The 16,601-nt window shown below is 53.1% G+C and carries 23 protein-coding genes; 6 read left to right on the plus strand and 17 right to left on the minus strand.

Annotated elements, in window-relative coordinates; genetic code table 11:
- Positions 1–238: 238 nt before the first annotated feature.
- Both rmf and KUV52_RS13230 read left to right on the plus strand, forming a co-directional pair.
- Entirely contained in the window at positions 239–415 is a 177-nt protein-coding gene (gene rmf / locus KUV52_RS13225; protein ID WP_222526392.1) for a ribosome modulation factor, read from the plus strand.
- A gap of 81 nt (positions 416–496) precedes the next feature.
- Positions 497–979: a glutathione peroxidase gene (locus tag KUV52_RS13230; protein ID WP_222526393.1), complete on the plus strand. Its 483-nt coding sequence runs from the start codon at positions 497–499 to the stop codon at positions 977–979.
- Here KUV52_RS13230 and fabA read toward each other — a convergent pair.
- Together fabA and KUV52_RS13240 are read right to left on the minus strand one after the other, a co-directional pair.
- Positions 976–1,515 (minus strand): bifunctional 3-hydroxydecanoyl-ACP dehydratase/trans-2-decenoyl-ACP isomerase, encoded by a 540-nt coding sequence (gene fabA, locus KUV52_RS13235; RefSeq protein ID WP_222526394.1) that lies wholly within the window; start codon positions 1,513–1,515, stop codon positions 976–978. The two genes, KUV52_RS13230 and fabA, sit on opposite strands and share 4 nt — an antisense overlap.
- 69 nt (positions 1,516–1,584) lie before the next feature.
- Positions 1,585–3,309: a S16 family serine protease gene (locus tag KUV52_RS13240; RefSeq protein ID WP_222526395.1), complete on the minus strand. Its 1,725-nt coding sequence runs from the start codon at positions 3,307–3,309 to the stop codon at positions 1,585–1,587.
- A 200-nt stretch (positions 3,310–3,509) separates the two neighbouring features.
- Here KUV52_RS13240 and KUV52_RS13245 point away from each other — a divergent pair, with 200 nt between their 5' ends.
- Positions 3,510–4,811, plus strand: a complete 1,302-nt coding sequence (locus KUV52_RS13245) for a tyrosine-type recombinase/integrase (RefSeq protein WP_222526396.1) — start codon at positions 3,510–3,512, stop codon at positions 4,809–4,811.
- Here the strand turns inward: KUV52_RS13245 and KUV52_RS13250 are convergent.
- On the minus strand, positions 4,805–5,788 hold the full coding sequence (locus KUV52_RS13250) for a tyrosine-type recombinase/integrase (protein WP_222526397.1): 984 nt from the start codon (positions 5,786–5,788) through the stop codon (positions 4,805–4,807). The genes KUV52_RS13245 and KUV52_RS13250 overlap by 7 nt on opposite strands.
- Before the next feature lie 193 nt (positions 5,789–5,981).
- Positions 5,982–6,389 carry a hypothetical protein gene (locus tag KUV52_RS13255; RefSeq protein ID WP_222526398.1) on the minus strand — a complete coding sequence of 136 codons (408 nt, stop codon included), beginning with the start codon at positions 6,387–6,389 and terminating at the stop codon, positions 5,982–5,984.
- Between the two features lie 270 nt (positions 6,390–6,659).
- Here KUV52_RS13255 and KUV52_RS13260 point away from each other — a divergent pair, with 270 nt between their 5' ends.
- The 3 genes from KUV52_RS13260 (at position 6,660) to KUV52_RS13270 (ending at position 10,178) form a co-directional block, all read left to right on the plus strand.
- Positions 6,660–6,848 carry a hypothetical protein gene (locus tag KUV52_RS13260; RefSeq protein ID WP_222526399.1) on the plus strand — a complete coding sequence of 63 codons (189 nt, stop codon included), beginning with the start codon at positions 6,660–6,662 and terminating at the stop codon, positions 6,846–6,848.
- A 292-nt stretch (positions 6,849–7,140) separates the two neighbouring features.
- Positions 7,141–8,376 (plus strand): hypothetical protein, encoded by a 1,236-nt coding sequence (locus tag KUV52_RS13265; protein WP_222526400.1) that lies wholly within the window; start codon positions 7,141–7,143, stop codon positions 8,374–8,376.
- 1,397 nt (positions 8,377–9,773) lie between these two features.
- Positions 9,774–10,178, plus strand: a complete 405-nt coding sequence (locus KUV52_RS13270) for a DUF3653 domain-containing protein (protein ID WP_222526401.1) — start codon at positions 9,774–9,776, stop codon at positions 10,176–10,178.
- A gap of 27 nt (positions 10,179–10,205) precedes the next feature.
- Here the strand turns inward: KUV52_RS13270 and KUV52_RS13275 are convergent, their stop codons facing one another.
- The 13 genes from KUV52_RS13275 to KUV52_RS13335 form a co-directional block, all read right to left on the minus strand.
- Positions 10,206–10,370, minus strand: coding sequence for a hypothetical protein (locus KUV52_RS13275; protein WP_222526402.1), 165 nt, complete (start codon positions 10,368–10,370; stop codon positions 10,206–10,208).
- Positions 10,371–10,673 (minus strand): hypothetical protein, encoded by a 303-nt coding sequence (locus tag KUV52_RS13280; RefSeq protein ID WP_222526403.1) that lies wholly within the window; start codon positions 10,671–10,673, stop codon positions 10,371–10,373. It abuts the gene before it with no gap.
- A gap of 9 nt (positions 10,674–10,682) precedes the next feature.
- Entirely contained in the window at positions 10,683–10,838 is a 156-nt protein-coding gene (locus KUV52_RS13285) for a hypothetical protein (protein WP_222526404.1), read from the minus strand.
- 10 nt (positions 10,839–10,848) lie between these two features.
- Complete coding sequence (locus KUV52_RS13290) at positions 10,849–11,256, minus strand: virion protein (RefSeq protein ID WP_222526405.1); 408 nt, start codon at positions 11,254–11,256, stop codon at positions 10,849–10,851.
- A gap of 56 nt (positions 11,257–11,312) precedes the next feature.
- On the minus strand, positions 11,313–11,681 hold the full coding sequence (locus KUV52_RS13295; RefSeq protein WP_222526406.1) for a hypothetical protein: 369 nt from the start codon (positions 11,679–11,681) through the stop codon (positions 11,313–11,315).
- Positions 11,681–12,046: a hypothetical protein gene (locus tag KUV52_RS13300; RefSeq protein ID WP_222526407.1), complete on the minus strand. Its 366-nt coding sequence runs from the start codon at positions 12,044–12,046 to the stop codon at positions 11,681–11,683. The genes KUV52_RS13295 and KUV52_RS13300 overlap by 1 nt, the downstream gene beginning before the upstream one ends.
- Positions 12,043–12,699 (minus strand): hypothetical protein, encoded by a 657-nt coding sequence (locus KUV52_RS13305; RefSeq protein ID WP_222526408.1) that lies wholly within the window; start codon positions 12,697–12,699, stop codon positions 12,043–12,045. The genes KUV52_RS13300 and KUV52_RS13305 overlap by 4 nt, the downstream gene beginning before the upstream one ends.
- The gene (locus tag KUV52_RS13310; RefSeq protein WP_222526409.1) at positions 12,696–13,310 is read right to left on the minus strand and encodes a hypothetical protein; all 615 of its coding nucleotides are present in this window, start codon (positions 13,308–13,310) and stop codon (positions 12,696–12,698) included. The genes KUV52_RS13305 and KUV52_RS13310 overlap by 4 nt, the downstream gene beginning before the upstream one ends.
- Positions 13,310–13,522: a hypothetical protein gene (locus tag KUV52_RS13315; protein WP_222526410.1), complete on the minus strand. Its 213-nt coding sequence runs from the start codon at positions 13,520–13,522 to the stop codon at positions 13,310–13,312. The genes KUV52_RS13310 and KUV52_RS13315 overlap by 1 nt, the downstream gene beginning before the upstream one ends.
- Complete coding sequence (locus KUV52_RS13320) at positions 13,522–13,659, minus strand: hypothetical protein (RefSeq protein ID WP_222526411.1); 138 nt, start codon at positions 13,657–13,659, stop codon at positions 13,522–13,524. The genes KUV52_RS13315 and KUV52_RS13320 overlap by 1 nt, the downstream gene beginning before the upstream one ends.
- On the minus strand, positions 13,659–13,961 hold the full coding sequence (locus tag KUV52_RS13325; RefSeq protein WP_222526412.1) for a hypothetical protein: 303 nt from the start codon (positions 13,959–13,961) through the stop codon (positions 13,659–13,661). The genes KUV52_RS13320 and KUV52_RS13325 overlap by 1 nt, the downstream gene beginning before the upstream one ends.
- Before the next feature lie 9 nt (positions 13,962–13,970).
- Positions 13,971–14,819, minus strand: a complete 849-nt coding sequence (locus tag KUV52_RS13330; protein ID WP_222526413.1) for a major capsid protein P2 — start codon at positions 14,817–14,819, stop codon at positions 13,971–13,973.
- A gap of 221 nt (positions 14,820–15,040) precedes the next feature.
- Positions 15,041–16,576, minus strand: a complete 1,536-nt coding sequence (locus KUV52_RS13335) for an RNA-directed DNA polymerase (protein ID WP_222526414.1) — start codon at positions 16,574–16,576, stop codon at positions 15,041–15,043.
- Positions 16,577–16,601: the final 25 nt, after the last annotated feature.

Here is a 16,601-nt window from a genome sequence, read left to right on the forward strand (position 1 = left end):
CTCCTTTTTTATTGCAAGGTTACCAATGTGTTGCCTGCGTGTTGCGATTGACCGCCAGACCGACCTGGCCTTACGAGACGGCTAAAAATATTAATCTTTCTGACTCAGAAGCTTAATGGTCATCTGCGATTGTCGAGCGTTTTACCCTGTTGACCTCGGTCGAAAAAACATCAAGTATTGACCTGAGGCACTTAGCCTCTTCCCATTGCACATCACTGTTACGAGGGATGATATGCCAATGAAAAGACAAAAACGGGATAAGATGGAGCGGGCTTTCTCGCGCGGTTTTCAAGCAGGCTTGGCAGGCCGTTCGAAAGAGAATTGCCCCTATCAAGCAGTGGACGCGAAGACACACTGGCTAGGAGGATGGCGGGAAGCCATTGATGGCCGAGAAACAGGATTGTTTTCCAAATAACCCCTCAATCAGTGCCCTCCAAATGGAGGGCTTTTTAAGGCCTGACGGTTGCCGTATGCTGGACGCATAAAGGAGGACACCATGTCAGGGAATATCTATCAGTTCAACGCTCAACTCAGTAGCGGCGAAAACCAATCCTTAGAAGCGTATCGCGGCCAGGTGCTGCTGGTGGTCAATACTGCCAGTGCTTGTGGGTTCACGCCTCAGTATCAGGGACTGCAGACGCTGCAGCAGCAATATGGCGAGCAGGGCTTTTCGGTGCTTGCCTTCCCCTGCAATCAGTTCGGTGAGCAGGAGTCGGGTGATGACGCCTCGATCCGCGAGTTCTGCGACCTCAAGTTCAATATCAGTTTCCCACTGTTTGCCAAGATTGAGGTAAATGGCTCACAGGCCCATCCGTTATATGGCTGGCTGAAGTCTCAGAAAGGGGGATGGTTGGGGTCCAACATTAAGTGGAACTTTACCAAGTTCCTGGTGGATCGAGAGGGAAGGGTGGTGGAGCGTTATGCGCCGACGACCAAACCTGAGTCGATCGCCGGCGATATCGAGAAGCTGTTAGCTTAGAAGCTGGAAGTGTCTTGGAAAACGCCCACTTTGAGGTCGGTAGCGCTGTAGATTTCACGGCCATCGACGGAGAGGGTGGCGTCGGCCAGACCCATGATCAGCTTACGGTGAATGGTGCGCTTGAGGTGGATGTGGTAAGTCACCTTTTTCGCCTCAGGCAGTACCTGACCGGTAAACTTCACTTCACCAACCCCAAGGGCACGACCTTTCCCTTTTGCGCCTTGCCACGCCAGGAAGAAACCTACCAGCTGCCACATGGCATCCAGGCCGAGACAGCCCGGCATTACCGGATCGGATTCAAAGTGGCAGTCGAAGAACCACAGGCTGGGATCGATATCCAACTCAGCGATGATCTCACCCTTACCGTACTTGCCGCCATGGTCGTTGATGGTGGCGATCCGATCCAGCATCAGCATGTTGTCTTTGGGGAGGCGAGGGGCATCCTCACCGAAGAGTCGGCCGTGTCCGCTTTCGACCAGCGCCTCTTTGTCGTACTCAGAGGCGTTAATGGGTTCTAGTTGTTCTGCCACTTGCATCGTTAAAAACTGTTTTGCTTCTAAAGGAGCAAACAGATTAGCGAACACCTGTACGCCAAACAACTCCGATCAGCTGAAACCGAGCCACCGCTGCCAAAATGGACGGGGCTCATCGTCGTCCCGACCGGCCATCTGGTCGAGCCGATCCTGAACCAAACCGTACAGAGTGCCCTCTTTAAAGCGATTGTCCTCGTCGGCAACGCCCACTTCACGGCCGGTGAGAAGCGCCAACGCTTCCTCCACATTATCGACTTGGAACAAGTGGAATTCACCAGATTCAACCGCGGCGATAACATCATCACTCAAATTCAGCTGACGAGTGTTTGCTCTAGGCAAAATGACGCCCTGTTCACCTGTGAGTCCGCGATAACGACATACGTGGAAGAACCCTTCAATTTTCTCGTTGATCCCGCCAATTGCCTGCACATTACCAAACTGGTCAATGGCACCGGTCAAGGCCAGACCCTGTTTAACGGGAACTTCGGCAATGGTTGAGATCAGGCTACAGTATTCAGCGAGGGAGGCACTGTCACCGTCGATGGTTTGGTAGGACTGCTCGAAAACGATGTTGGCATTGAGGTGCAGAGGCTCGTCCTGACCGAAGATGCGGTAGAGACAAGCGGAAAGGATCATCATGCCTTTGGCGTGAATGTTGCCGCCAAGCTCGGACTTACGCTCAATGTCAGCCACCTCACCATCCCCGTAATGCACCGAGACGGTAATACGTGCGGGTTCGCCATAACTGTGGCCGCAGTAATCGACAACGGTCAGGCCGTTGATCTGGCCTACCTTTTCACCTTCAGTATCAACACGAACCAAAGCCTCTTCGACATTGCGCTGGGCATAGATTTCGATGCTGTTGTGTCGGTGCTGCTGAGCGTGCAGGGCGTCGTTCAGTTGGTCAGCGGTAAGCGTGCCTTCGCCTTCGCACTGTTCGAGCAAACAGCCCAGGTCGTGCCATGCCAGACTGATTCGCCCCTGGTGTTCGCAAAGTCGACTGGCGTGACGGGCCAACCGGGTAAGCGCAGGACCATCCATCTGTCGGCCTGTGTAATGAGCGGCAACCTGTTGTGCCGCGGCACCCCAATGCTGAGCGTCTTCGTCGGTGTCGATAAACCACTCAGGCTGGGATTCACCCATCAGGCAGAACAGGTCAGTAAAGTGAGGATCGAACGCGTGCAGAGTGTCGTAATCGATCACATCTCCCAGAATGACGACCTTACAGCAAACCGGGATCTGCACAGCCGACCCACTGAACGAGATGTATCCGCGCTTCAGTGCTTCCTTAATCATCAGCCAGCGGCTGGGCTTCTGCAGCAAGCCTTCTGCCGGGATCGCCAGAACTTCGCAGCTGGCTAAAAGGCCCGCATGATAAGCGCCTGCCTTGTCTACGGTACCAAGCAGGGTATTACGCGACAGTGGCTGGTCCACAAAGCGCAGGGCATCCAGTTCAAAAAGTGACGTCAGCGTGGCGCTCTCTGGAATCGCTTCGCCAGTAGGCAGTTGACGTTGGGCGAACCCCTCGGCTGACAGCTTCACCAATGACTGGGCGTCACCGTCGACAATCGAGGCCAGGATACCGGGTTGGGAGCAGTAGGGCTGTTGCTGAAAGAGGGCGCGGAGCAGGGCTTCACCATCAAACCCGGGAAAGGCCGTTACAAACAGATGCTGGTTCGCGCAGCGGCGAAACAGGGACCAGGCGTGGGCTGCTCGATCCTGTCCGAGTAACCAGGGACTGGGAAGGTCGGCAAGGGCTGATGGGTCCAACTGAGGGTAGTGTGGCTTAAGTGCCAAAGGGGCCAATCGCAACTGGGGCAAGAGGTGCCTCTCCAATCAAAAAAACAATGCGCCACTATACCATAGCGCGTTTATTGAAGAGCCCGGTGCGTCGGTATTTGCCGTAAAGCTGTTCGCTCAACATCAATAAAGTGGGGTCTCAGGCAGGGATTTATGGAATACTGTATGGATATACAGCTTTTGGTAAATCTCCATCGATGAATACTCAAGTCCCTCCGGCGATGCCGCTGTTCGATACCCTGCAACACTTTGAGTCAAGCAACCCCTATATCAACCAGTACCTGGCTTCTCTGGTGTGTGACGGGATTGAGGATGCCTCATTAACCTATGAACATGCGCTCGACTTTCTGGTGGAGCAGCGTCACAACGAGAACAACTACAAATCCCACCGCAGCGAATTAACGGGGTTTCTCCATTGGTGCTGGCGTGAGGAGGGGGTTTCTCTGGCGAACGTCGATAGGCGGTTGTTGGTTCGTTATCTTGATTACTGTCAGGCACCACCCGTAACCCTTATCGGGTATCGGAATGTGGCGCAGTTTACCCGGCTAAAAGGCGAGGATACTCGCAGGCCCAATCCTCAATGGCGCCCGTTCCTGGGCAAAAGGTCTCTGGGCAAAGTGCTTCCCTATCGGCTGAGCGTGTCTGCAATCAAAACCAAACTGGCGTTACTTTCGGCGTTCTTTACCTACCTCAATGATGTGGAGTACACCGACAGAAACCCCGCAGCATTGCTGTTAAAGCGGGCCAAAGCCCGGTACGCAGGCAACGCAGGCTGTGATGATGAGGCTCCAATGAAGGCATTTTCCGAACTGCAGTGGTCTTACGTTATGGCTGCCGGGACCAGATTGGCCGATGAGGAGCCGGAAAAACATGAGCGTTCGTTGTTTCTGATCGCACTGCTTTACAGCTGCTACCTGCGGGTGTCTGAAGTGTCGGCCAGGCCGGGATTCAGCCCGGTGATGGGGCAGTTTCGGCGGGACAGTAAAACCGGTGTGTGGGGATTCTATGTGCCGATGAGCAAAGGTGGTAAGAGCCGAACTGTTGCCGTATCTGACGCGTTGCTGAAGGCATTGAAGCGTTATCGGCGTTACCTTAACTTGCCGGAACTGCCTGCGCCAAAGGAGGTTGTCCCCCTGTTTTGTCGTCATAGAGCAGCTCAGCGGGGAAGGGATACCGGAGAGCTCAATGCCAATCTGGGTCAGCGTCAGATCCGAGACCTCGTTGATGACGTGATTCGAATTGCGTCGCTGGATGCGATGTCCGACGGCTTTGTTGATGACGCCAGGGAGATGGAGGGAATGACAGTGCACAGTCTAAGGCACACTGGTATATCCCATGATATCAACCTTAACGGGCGTCCACTTTCCCACGTACAGGCGGATGCCGGACACGATTCCATCGATACCACCAGCCACTACTTGCATACCAGCCAGGTGGAGCGCCACCAAAGCGCCAGAGCCAAACCGTTAGACCACCTGGAACATGCAGCGGATCAGTAAAGTCCCTGGCCCGGATGCTGCTCGAAGTGACCAAGATCATCCAGATAGAGCATCAGGGTTTTGGGGTCCCGATGCCCGGAGATCTTCATTACTTCACTGATGGGGGCGCCCTTTAGCAGCGCGGAATCGATAAATCCGCGGCGCAAACTGTGGCCGGAGATACCGCCGTGACTGCTCGCCAGTCCAATCTCTTGAGCTCGTTTCATGATGATGCGGGCCACTGAGGTGGGATGCAACGGCTTGCATAAGGGTTGCCGATTTCGGTTTGCCCTGCGAAACAGCGGACCGCTGTGATCAGAAAGGTACGCGAGGTACCGACGAAGTAGCGCGACCGGGCACCGTTGCGGATCACTGCCGGCTACGATAGGCACCTGGCTGAACTCGCTCCGGCGCTTACGGGTTTCAAATCCCAGATTGGCGCCGTTGGGGTAAAGGCGGATGTCTTCCACCTTCAGTGAAGCAAGATCACTGACGCGGAGTGCGCCAGCAAAGCCGACTGCCAACAGCGTCTTATCCCGTAGATCGATAAACTCTCGCTCCTCCATACTGGCCATCAGGTCTGCCATTGGGTCGCTGCCCAGACCTTTTGCCCGCTTGGGTCGTGAAGGCAGCAATCTGACAATGCCGGAAAGATGATCCTGAACCAGTGTGGATGATGCCGGATTTGGCTGTCGCCCCTGCTGAGCCATCCACCATTTCAGGGTCGACAAGCGACGACGAATGGAACGAACCGAAAGGGGAGGGCCGGATACCAACGAGGACTGACGTGTCCGGGGTTGGTAAACCAGTCGGTTCGGACGACCATCGCAGGCCATGTGGGTCATCCATAAGCAGAGATCCGCATCGGTTGCCCGGGCGGGATCGATCCCCTGTGCCTGACACCAATAGCCGTACTGGCGCAGATCTGATTGGCGGGCTTGCCAGGTCTTATCAGACAAACGAGCCCGATGGACCTGGTCCAGCAACGCCTGGTCCATTTCATCAACGGTAACACTAAGACCTTGTTTTGATTCTAATAATGCAGGTGTCAGTTCCATGAATATCTAAAGCAGTGCAAACGACAAGGTGATCCTATCCAGACTGATCGTTTAGATCAACTAACGGCAATTATCTGATCTAATATGGTGCAGACCGGCACAAAAGAGGGGGCTTCAACGCCCCCGATAGAAGTCATTCAACCTCAGAATCCTCCAACTCCCTGACCATCCAGGAGATGGTTTCAGAGTAGGAGTCCAGCTTGTACTGAACCCGAATTTTATCCAGCGCCGCAAGGGCATCAAGGTCGAGGTCCACTGCCTTTTTCTGGCGGGACACTCGATGCAGGTGGGTACTGTATCGACGGCGCAACATAGGCAAACGACCAGCGCCAAACGTCAGTTCCACAAAGGACACCAGGTCTTCGCTAAGGCTTGGATCAGCTTGCTGTTCCCGACGTCGCCACTCAGGCAATTGTTGTTCCTGTACGCGAAGTCGCCAACTGTCGGGATCGGCCAGGCTGGCGTAACGAACCAGGAAAGGGGCAGAGCGGCTAAGCAGGAATTGGATAAAGTCGCAGTTTATGGGCAGGGGCTTCGCCATAACACACTAAAATGAAGAAACAGGGCGCTCATGCTATCACATGTGACAAAGTCTAAAACACTGATTTGTCAGGGGCGAACCCAGTTAATGCGAGGAGTTTCGACCTCTCAATGTGGTAGTAGATTGCATGAGTCTTTCTGCCTGTATCAATATCACCTGGGGTAGTGCCTCAACAACGACATTTTGGGCACCATGGCTCGGCAAACTCACCAAAATCATCACTGCCACATGTGGTAATGATGGTGGTAACCGGAGGCAAAAGTGGAAGGGATGGGACTGAAATTCAACCTGTTGGCGCAACAGGCCGCGAGCAACGGTTATGGGCTGAAGATCAACCATGACCATCCGGAACACTATGATCTGTACGCGCTCTCACCAAAGCAGCAGGACCATAGTGTTGAAGACATCAGCTATCAGGAGTTACTTAGTGAACTTGCGCTGATAGATAAGGAGGACTAAGCGCCGTAAAGAGGGCAATGATCCAAAATCTTACATGCTCAGTGTTAAATGGTATAAGCGCCCGGCCCAGTTAAGTGGCTGAAAAGCTGGATGAAAAAAAACACTGTTTTACAGTGCTTTACCCTTATGTCGGATTTTGTCTCCACCTTTTAGTCACTTACTCCAGGTCGATCCCGGCCGCGCTATCAATCGCGAATGCATGACAACGCTGAAACCAGACAATCTCAGCTAAACTTCCGCCTCAGCAACACCCAACCCTCTCGTAGCCCAACAAAAAAGAAGGGGCGCCGTTATGAGAAAGCGTCAGCAACATCCCGTAAAACTGGCCTTGATTGCCGCCGGCGTGAGCCTGGCTTTCAGTGTCTCTTCAGCCGAACTCCACTTTGACCAACTGCCCACCGGCAAAATCGTCGGCGAACTGTCCAACGGCAATGGCGCCAGCGGATTGCGCGGTGGTTCGGTCTACATCTGGGGCTTCAACCCTCAGCTAACCATTGATGATAACGCCGCAGTGATTTTCGATTCGGAAAATCCCTCCGGAGGCGACGATGACCTGGGTACGCCCAACTCAGACTTTGGTGGTCCCGGTGTCGATGAACGCAGCGACCCCAATACCGGTGGTAAGCAGGGTTCGCCATTTGAAAACCATACCGCACTCGGCAAAGTGCTGATCATCAATGAACCCGCCGGACTGGATGATACCAACGGCAATGGCCGTATCGATCCTGATGATGCCAATGTTGCTGATCCGGACGATGACGATGAGCGTGGCCAGTTCTTTGAGCTCGACTTCTCCGGGCTAAAGAAAGGCAATACGGTCACCATTAATTCCATCAGCTATATGGATGTTGAGCAGGAGGAGGGCGAGGACGGCACCAGCGTTTACCTGTTTGGACCAAAGATCCCGGCACCAGGCGTAATGCTCACCCTGCATCCAACCGGTGATAATGGTGTCTTTACCCAGCAAATTGGCATCGAGGGTGTGACTATGATGCGGATTGTGATGGGTGGCTCAGGCGCAATCACCAGCGTCGTACTTGATGAAGACCCTGAGCGCCCGTGCTGGGTTACCACCGGTGGCTTCTTCAATGCCGGTGTCGTTTCCGGACCCAAGCAATGCACCTTTGGCGGCAATGTTGGCCCGCCACCTTCCGGTGCCTTTGAGGTGAATTTCCACACCGACGGCCCGGATACCGGGGCAACTGCCGGAGATAAATTCCATACCAATGACATCACCGCAGTTCGCTGTACCGACGAAACCGAAGGGGGACCGCAGCAACCGGGTGGCAATAAGGGTTTGGTGGTCGACACCCTGTACTTTGAATGTACCGGCCGCTTTAACAATGCCAATGGTTACACCTGTGACGGCTTCCTCCAGGATGCCGGCGAACCGGCAGGTAAGAAAGGCAATGGATACGACCATATCCAGATGGTGATTTACGACAGTTACCAGAATGAAGTGGCGCGTTGTGAAGGGGATCTGGATGGCGGTAATGTTCAAATCCATCCGCCTGTGCCCAACAACTAAGCATTACCTGGAAAAACAGACGGGAGCTTCGGCTCCCGTTTTTTCTAAATGGGCAGAGCAGGGCGGTTGTATCGCTATAACACACACTGTCACATGAGACATTAATATTATTGGAACATTGAATACTTAACAAATAGAGGGTTTGTAGACCAGAACAGATAATAAAAGTGTAAATCCGGGTTCTATTTTCTTAGTATTTTCCTGAAGGCGTCCACTATATTTTTCGTTTCACGGGCTTTTATTGGTTTATTTAAGCGATGCAAAAGCCATTGTCTGATATGTATTAGTCATTAAGGATGGTCGGGAAGTAGAACGGTGCTAATCAGAAGCGATTACGAATCTGTCAGTGCAGGAATCAGCTCAACAGAAAACGGCGACATTATGTAAGTGAATCGCTTAACGACCTTGTAAAACAGCAGGATATGGGCATTAATGCCGATAATCCTAATTATCGGCATTATGGTTATAGAGGCATGTCATGACTCATCTGTGCTATCTAATTTCGCAATCCTGCTCCTTGGACATCTTCAGAAATCGAGGAATCGCATTGGCGATCTACAGCCATAGATTCAAAAGTTGTCCGAGAAAACAAACCAAAGGTAGGTTCGTTCGATGTACGTAATCCTATAAATGATTTGGTGCATCACAGACGGACTAACAGCACCATAAATCCCTTATTCGAAACTCCATTTATTGGCCTTTATCCAGTTGGTTCTCTTGTAAGACGGCACCAACAACTTAAAGGACAACGTACCGCGAAGTGATTTTTGTCGTACTTTAATGACGCGAGTTGGATCAAGAAAAAACTGCATGTCGGATTCCATGGCAACAACTCAATTCTGTCATCGAGGTTAGTTGAGATCCTAGAACAGCCGTCTGAGACGGTCAGTGGCGCACAAACTGAACATCGTGTTTTACTTTGCTTCAACTGGTGCGACTCGAAGGCTGTTTGTGCACTTTAAAGGCGTTATCTAAATCCCACCATGAGGCAGCGGGATGCGGACTCATCCAGACAGAAACCTGGCCGATCATGGCTCATCCTCCGGGATAGTCGCAACATGCACAATTGCGCACAATGTATATTATGTTAAATGCGCAATGTAAGACGACCAGACTGATTGGTTATTGCAGATTAAGTTTCCTAAGCGCCCTAGCGGTCTGGGCCTTGGGTGTTCTACTCCTTAAATCGTGGGCTTCCATGCTCCCGGTTCAACTAGCCGCCATTTCATGCAGTATCCCAAGGACGGGAAAAATTGCTCCGTTAGATCCGTTGGTTAGCCCCGCAATCGCAACGATGACGAATAAATCTAAAAAGGAGTACTGCAATGGCCTTTAAACCCGACTCGCGTGTTACCTATTCACGCCTCCACATGCCGAACTGGCATCCCCGAGATGCAATGAGCCAGGTGTTTCCCAGTAACGCCATTGCTGCTGAGTTCTTTGGTGTGAGCATCCGAACGATTGAGCGTTGGAAGAAGTTTGGCTACACCATCCCGAACTGGGCGCTCCGTCTGATTCAGATCCACTGCGAAGGTGCGCTGCCGTGTCCGGCCTGGGAAAATTGGCGCATTCTTGAGGGCGAACTGATTTCGCCCTACGGCCACCCGGTTACCCCGGAGTTTCTGCTTGGGTTGTTGGCGGCCTGCAGTGTGGAGCCCAATCCGCGCCTGGCTGAGTGGCTGAAGAACCGTCCTATTGCCATCGGCCCGGATGGCTACCCCAAGCCCCCTGAGATTAAGCGGTTCTCGGTGCCCAGCATGACCCGGCGAACCAAGGTGATAGAGCTACCGGAAGATGACTGAGAACAGAAAGCCCGCTTATCAGCGGGCTTATTTGGCTGGGCTGTGACTCTCTAAAACGGCAACGCGCTTATCGATGCCGTTAAGTGATCGGCGCAGGTCCATCAGGCTTTGATTTAGCCGGAACAAGAACCAAAGCAAAGCGCCGTCTGTTGGGCTCAGGCCCATGGCGTTGGCGACTTCGAAGATCTCCATTTAGCCTCCTTTGCCTTTAACCAGGGTATACGCGCCGGTAGCGCCGGAGACTCCGGCTACCAGTTCCCAGGTAATTTCGACGCCGTTTTGGCTTGCCCAGGCATAGAAGCCCACTTGCACGAGGGCCAGCAGCTGACGCCCCAGCTTATGCAGCCCATCGAGCAGCGGAATGGTTTTGGTGCGCAGTTCCTGGAGATAGAAAGCGGCTTTGAGTTTGACGCTGAGATCACCGTCATCAATGAGTTGGTCAGCGAGGTCCAGCCCCTTATTTACCGGGCTTTTGAACCAGTCCAAAAGGCTCATATCCACCCCCTATCCCACCAGTTTCTTGTGCAGGCCATTGGCGGCGACGTAGTAGACAACACCACCGATCACGATCCACTTTACGGCTTTCTCTACGCCGTTTCCGGCCTTGTAGCCGAACCAACCAGCGGCCCCGATGGCGGGGATAAGTAGAAGCAGAGGCATGCGCCCTCCCCTATGCGTTTGCGGCCGCCCAGGCCTGTTCGATGTTGGTCATCGGGTAAGGCTGTTGGCCGTTTTCGTGTTGGACAATCAGCGCCATCAGCGCCGGGTATTGGCTTAGCTGCAGTGGCATATCCGGCGGTGTACCGAGGCTTGCCACGGCGTGATCGATATAGGCACTGGTGTCGTTCTCAGTGGCAGGTGCCCACGTGCTGATCACCTGACTCAATGAGTACAGCCCGCGCTGCCGGTAACTCAGGAGCACTTTGGCCATGGCTCTGAGGCCATAAAACGGCGTCCCAAACCGAACAAAGCCGCCGGTATCCACGCCTTTCATTCCCAACCAGGGATTTGCCGGGTTGTGGCGGATGTTACCTGGATTGTGATTGCGGATACCGCGGGGCTGTCGTTGCTTGCTCATCAGTGCGATTCCTATCGCCAGCACGGCCAGCGTTAGCCAGTGCTGGGCCTTCATGGTTAAAAAGCTTCCATAAACAGGATGCTGAATTCAGAATCCTGCGGCATGCCGTTAGAGCCCATGGTCGAAATCTCGAAAACGGTATGCTCCAAAGGCGGTTCCCAGTAGGTCGCCGCATAAACGGATACCTGGTGGTAACCCGTCGCCACGACCACGCAGTTCTCGCGGTTGCCGTGGAGTTCGATGGTGTAATCACCATCACTGCGCTTACTGACACTTTTCACAATGTCTCCGGCCATCTGGGCATTACCGCTGGCAAACACCTTTACCGCTGCCAATAGCGGTTTGCCTTGAATGTCGCCCCAACTGTTCGGGGTGGGCTCGGGCGGCGGGGCTGGTACGACCGGCGCAGGGGTCACAGTCGGCATTAGATGAACTCCTCCAGCTTGTGAAGGGTGCCGCCCTCCGGGGCAATAACGTAGATGGCAGCGGTGGTGGCCATGGTCATTACCTGGCCAGCCTTCAGGGGGAAACTGGCGGCCTGAATCATGCCCATATTGCCAACGACGCAATCCGCCGAGCAGACAAAGGCAATCGAGGTTCGGTTGCTCCTGGTCCCCGCAATGTTGGTTTTGGTGCCCGGTTGCAGCTGAAACACCGAGCTTGTGATTGAGTTGCTGATTGGCCCCGGCGGCGGAATGTCGCCAATAGCCATGGTGGTGCCGTTCACCGCCGCAGCAACGCTTTGGATTGCGGCCACGATGCGGTCAATGATGCCTTTGATGTTAATCATGCGGTGTCTCGCCAGTGTTCGGCGCCAGTCACCTTTAGTGGGCCGGTGCCAGTGTTGCGGATGTAGACGGCGGTTTGTGTCGCCCATTCGTGTGAGGCGGGAGCCATACCGGAGCCCAGCAGCATCACCCCGGCGCTCTCGGTTGGTGCTTCTGCGCCCAAGCGGGCGCGTGCTGCGGTGTCGTCGTCTGTGTAGACCTGAACCACCACAGCGCGGCCCGGTGCGTCCCGAGCGTCACACAGTTTCAGGGTCTCGCCGGGTGCAACGGTGTGCGTTGCCAGCGGCTGAGATTGGTTCGCGCCCAGGCTGGCCACGGTGCCGCCCTCAATCGTGGCGGCGGCATTAACCTCAATGCCCTGCTCTATCCGTTCGATCACCAGTTTGTTGCTCACCTCTACGCTCTCAGAACCGGATGCCTGGATGCGCAGCGCCGACGATTGCAGTTCCAGCTGCAGTTCGGAGTCGTTCGGGTTGCTGACGTCCACGGAGGTGTAGTCCTGGACATCGACAATCCAGCCGCTTTTCAGTTGCGTGTCGGGCAGGCCCGCATCGTGATTGGCGATGATGAACGGGTCCGAAGCGGCCAGCACATTGAGGAAGCGGGCCGCAGTGGGAAACATCCGGCTTTCGCCTGGTTGCAGGATAAGGATCATGAGCGCCCTCCCAGTACCAGGGCGGCGGCCACCAGCGCCACAGCACCCGCCAGATACATCACCATTTTCCCGGCGGTTTCGGCGACAACAGTTTGCCCGTCCAGTGCGGTTTCCGATGCCAGGTCGGCGATGCTGTTGAGCCCTTCGGTGATGAGCGCTCGGTTGGTACTCAGAGCATCGTCGGCAAAGTTGAACGCCTGCTCGGTGGCACTGCCTGCCCGGGCAATGGCGTCATTGCTGAGGTTGATCGCCTCGCCCACCACATCGCCGCTGAGTGCGACAACCTGGTCAATCGCCGCGCTATTGCTGTTGATGGCGTTATCCGTGACTTCCTCCGCCATGGCCAGCGCCGAACCGGCCAGGTCAAAGGCACCACCATCTGTGATCACCATGGTGTTGCCGGAGCCGACGATACCGGACACATCACCCCACTCCTGGGAGTTATCGACGTCCCATTGCTGGGAGTTGTCGATGTCAGCGTCGATTCGGACCGAGTTATCGATATCGGTATCAACGCGGGAGTAATCGCGGTTGTCGATGCTGGTCTGTGACCGGTTATCGGTGTAGTTGGTGGTGTTGCTGGTGCGCTTACTGCTGCTTAACAACCCCATCAGCGGCCTCCTTTGATAACGATGACGCCAATCAGCACCAGGGCGCCCAACAGGAGCCAGGCATTACCCGGCCCCTGCCGCTGCTCCTGGCCAAAGTTCACGTTACCGAAGCCACCGGTTGCCCAGTCGCCGGTGCCCAGGGTGTCATCGCCCATGTCATTGGAGAGACTCAGGCCGCCGCCACCAGTAAGGCTGGTTAACGCATTGAGCATCAGATCTCCTCCGCGATACGAAGCACGTTATAGACCGGCAAAGTCTGCTTGCGACGCTTGGCACGAAAGGCGCGCTTCGGCTTGGGCAGCCGGAAGCGCTTACGGCGTGTTGGCCTGGTAAAAAAACGGCTAAGCATTACCGGCCCCCTTTCAGCAGCAGCGCCAAACCCAGAATCAGGGCGGCGCCACCGGCCAGAACCACGCCGTTGTTAACGCCGCTAATCCACTGGCCACTGGCGGTGCCCAGCTGGCTTACTAGGGGACGCCCATCAACATCGACGCCTTTGACGGGTTCGCGCTGTTGGTTGACCTCCGGCTGTGCGAGGGTTTCGGTGCGATCACCCCCGCCCAGGGCGGTGCCGTAGGCGGAGGCGAAGTTCTCCCCGATGTTTTCCACCAGGTCGCCGCCGAAGGTCATCAGGTCGTCAATCCAGGACATACGCCCCCCTTAACCGGCTGCGGTATCGAACGGACGAACCTGTTCCAACAACTCGACCAGGATTGGTACCGGACCGGCACTGGCCTTATTCAGAACAAACTTCAGTTCCTTATCGGCGTAGGTGGGAAACAACCCTTCGAGGCCGAACTTGAGTTGGCCCGGATCGAAGTGGAAGTAACCGGTCTGGGGCACCAGGCCGTTCAGCTGCAGGTCGAACAGGTTATCGTCGGCCTGCACTTCGTGGCGCTTGGTGTCGTCACGGAACACGGTCAGCCGGTTGATGTTGTTGGCCCGGAAATGCAGACGGCGAATAAAGCGGGTCACGCTGCCGTTCTTCCAGAACAGGTCGTTATCGCCGGAGGCGGCGGCATCGTAGGTGAGGCCGAAGATCTTGGGCACGAAGTAACGTACCGGCTGGGCTGCGGTAATCCAGGAACGGGCCCGCAACGTCCAATCGTCGGCGATGGTGTCATCCAGGTCGATATAGACGATCAGTTCGTCGGTGGGCAGGGTCACCAGCTCCCCGCTGCGGATACCGTTTTTGGTGCGGTATTGCGCATCGGCAAAGTCGACGATGTAGCGCCCTTCTTCGGTGTGGTTGCCCTTGTACTGCTGCAACATCACCATCTCGGAGCCGGTCAGGCTCACGATCTGTTCACCGTTTAGTTCGATGCTCAGTCGCTTGAGTTTGGTTTTGCTGATGCCGGAGGTGATGATCTCCAGCTTTTGATAGGTCGGGCCGACCTGGAGTGCGATATGACCGCGCTGTCCCGCTGCCATCCCTTGGGGGCTTCGGGTATCACGGCTAAGAGGCTGGTAACGGTTTACCAGGGACTGGTAGAGGGTAGTGATAGTCATGACTACCCCCTTAACCGATCACATCTTCGACGGCATCGACGTTATTAGACGCCCATACCACCCCAGCTGCGACGGCGGCGGCAATGCCCACCAGTACCAGGATGCTCCACTGCTGCTTTTTGTTCATGGTTCCTCTCCATTGGGAAACGATGATTGGGTTCAGCAGTAGTGGAGCAAGGTATTCTGTTTATCTTCCAACTGTTTTCAGAACATTCTTGAAACTAGCGAAGCTTAGGAGGGTCAAATACATCGAGGTGTTTTACCAAAGATATACGCCTTCCTGATGATACACACCCTTCAAACAACTTGAAGTCGTTTTGATTTGTGAACAGTGAGTTTCTGTTGTTTAAAATACTCTTAGTGATTGGGTCGCTTAGAGTTATTATAGACTTTATGTTCCCATCAAGCTTATTGCTAACAAGGAAATAGCATAGCCAAGATATTAGGTATTTATTGCGAAACTCCTCTTTTGATAACTCTACTAGAAAGCTTTTCAGATAATCCACTATCGTATATTTGTGTAAGATTCCCCAAGGCGATTTAATAATAACCTCAATGATTGCCATTATTTTTGGAAATGCCTTAATTCTCAATCGGCCAAGCATCAGCAACATGCTTATTACCTTCTTCAAATTGAATATAGAGACATTGACTCTCAATTCACCTTGCTTGTTAATAATATCTGATAGAAAGCGATCTATGACGCCAGTCCCTGGGCATTCCTTATCAATTTTCACTACGGAAAGATATATTTCCCTGAATTCCTTCCATGAGTATGATTCTTTTTTGCTTGGGTTTACCGAATAATATTTTGAAACCCAATCTCTAAAAAGTCCGTCTGGTAACTTTGATATTGATGTTTTCTCATCACTCAGTTCAAGGTTAAAACTCTTTAGCGCCGACTGTAGAAGTTTAATCAATCTCTTTGCGTCAGATTCGGACTTTGCAAGGATCCTATAATCATCTTTAAATCTCGCAACCTCACAGTCGATCTGTTCCTTCTTTATTTCCAGTGAAAACTCTCTGTCAACTGAAGCCACAATTAATTCAGAAATTACGTCAGATACAACTGGCCCAATAGGAATACCGTTTGTACAACCATCATTAGCACATTGGAAAAGCTTATCGAGTCTATTACCAACTAGAGAATAATTTTGTATATTCCCTTTTTTTCTGACAAAATTTTTGCCGTGCAATGACCACGCAATACTGTGCGTATATATTGATGGGTAAAAGTTTTTGATATCCGCCTTTACCACATATTCATACCGATATGCCTCCGATGCGATATCCTCTTCTGTCATACCAATATACTCATAGATCATTCTGCCACTCCTAATAGTAGTAAGGCGACCTAAAATCTTTGAGGATATTGGCAAAGGAAAACTATAAGAAGAAACGATATTGTCTTTGTGAAACAATACAGCACATATATCACTCCATACCCATGCGATATTTAAAGCGATGTCGTTATGTATATGCGGATGAATAATTCCAAATGTACGATCGGTATATTCTGACTTGGGAAAGTGAAAGTTCACCAATTCATGTCGAGTTGGAGAATATTTTTTGCTTGTGCCAGTTCGCTTAAAAAAGAACTTCGGCAATGATGGTCGCTTATTAACTGTAAAGCATGGTGGCATTACATAATTTTCCGCAAAATATCCACCATCCAACAGCCAAGAATATACATCAGTCCTTTTTATTGCTAGCGCTAACTTTTTTGTGGCCTCAAAGTGTTCTTTGATTTTACTCATCTAACCATCACTCTAGCCTGAATAA

This window comes from Ferrimonas balearica (assembly GCF_019802055.1).
Classification (GTDB): Bacteria; Pseudomonadota; Gammaproteobacteria; order Enterobacterales; family Shewanellaceae; genus Ferrimonas; species Ferrimonas balearica_A.

Excerpts from the sequence above, each read along its gene's own strand:
- rmf (WP_222526392.1), top strand. The coding sequence starts at position 239 with ATGAAAAGACAAAAACGGGATAAGATGGAGCGGGCTTTCTCGCGCGGT.
- KUV52_RS13230 (WP_222526393.1), top strand. The coding sequence starts at position 497 with ATGTCAGGGAATATCTATCAGTTCAACGCTCAACTCAGTAGCGGCGAA.
- fabA (WP_222526394.1), bottom strand. The coding sequence starts at position 1,515 with ATGCAAGTGGCAGAACAACTAGAACCCATTAACGCCTCTGAGTACGAC.
- KUV52_RS13245 (WP_222526396.1), top strand. The coding sequence starts at position 3,510 with ATGAATACTCAAGTCCCTCCGGCGATGCCGCTGTTCGATACCCTGCAA.
- KUV52_RS13250 (WP_222526397.1), bottom strand. The coding sequence starts at position 5,788 with ATGGACCAGGCGTTGCTGGACCAGGTCCATCGGGCTCGTTTGTCTGAT.
- KUV52_RS13255 (WP_222526398.1), bottom strand. The coding sequence starts at position 6,389 with ATGGCGAAGCCCCTGCCCATAAACTGCGACTTTATCCAATTCCTGCTT.
- KUV52_RS13260 (WP_222526399.1), top strand. The coding sequence starts at position 6,660 with ATGGGACTGAAATTCAACCTGTTGGCGCAACAGGCCGCGAGCAACGGT.
- KUV52_RS13265 (WP_222526400.1), top strand. The coding sequence starts at position 7,141 with ATGAGAAAGCGTCAGCAACATCCCGTAAAACTGGCCTTGATTGCCGCC.
- KUV52_RS13270 (WP_222526401.1), top strand. The coding sequence starts at position 9,774 with ATGAGCCAGGTGTTTCCCAGTAACGCCATTGCTGCTGAGTTCTTTGGT.
- KUV52_RS13275 (WP_222526402.1), bottom strand. The coding sequence starts at position 10,370 with ATGGAGATCTTCGAAGTCGCCAACGCCATGGGCCTGAGCCCAACAGAC.
- KUV52_RS13280 (WP_222526403.1), bottom strand. The coding sequence starts at position 10,673 with ATGAGCCTTTTGGACTGGTTCAAAAGCCCGGTAAATAAGGGGCTGGAC.
- KUV52_RS13285 (WP_222526404.1), bottom strand. The coding sequence starts at position 10,838 with ATGCCTCTGCTTCTACTTATCCCCGCCATCGGGGCCGCTGGTTGGTTC.
- KUV52_RS13290 (WP_222526405.1), bottom strand. The coding sequence starts at position 11,256 with ATGAGCAAGCAACGACAGCCCCGCGGTATCCGCAATCACAATCCAGGT.
- KUV52_RS13295 (WP_222526406.1), bottom strand. The coding sequence starts at position 11,681 with ATGCCGACTGTGACCCCTGCGCCGGTCGTACCAGCCCCGCCGCCCGAG.
- KUV52_RS13300 (WP_222526407.1), bottom strand. The coding sequence starts at position 12,046 with ATGATTAACATCAAAGGCATCATTGACCGCATCGTGGCCGCAATCCAA.
- KUV52_RS13305 (WP_222526408.1), bottom strand. The coding sequence starts at position 12,699 with ATGATCCTTATCCTGCAACCAGGCGAAAGCCGGATGTTTCCCACTGCG.
- KUV52_RS13310 (WP_222526409.1), bottom strand. The coding sequence starts at position 13,310 with ATGGGGTTGTTAAGCAGCAGTAAGCGCACCAGCAACACCACCAACTAC.
- KUV52_RS13315 (WP_222526410.1), bottom strand. The coding sequence starts at position 13,522 with ATGCTCAATGCGTTAACCAGCCTTACTGGTGGCGGCGGCCTGAGTCTC.
- KUV52_RS13320 (WP_222526411.1), bottom strand. The coding sequence starts at position 13,659 with ATGCTTAGCCGTTTTTTTACCAGGCCAACACGCCGTAAGCGCTTCCGG.
- KUV52_RS13325 (WP_222526412.1), bottom strand. The coding sequence starts at position 13,961 with ATGTCCTGGATTGACGACCTGATGACCTTCGGCGGCGACCTGGTGGAA.
- KUV52_RS13330 (WP_222526413.1), bottom strand. The coding sequence starts at position 14,819 with ATGACTATCACTACCCTCTACCAGTCCCTGGTAAACCGTTACCAGCCT.
- KUV52_RS13335 (WP_222526414.1), bottom strand. The coding sequence starts at position 16,576 with ATGAGTAAAATCAAAGAACACTTTGAGGCCACAAAAAAGTTAGCGCTA.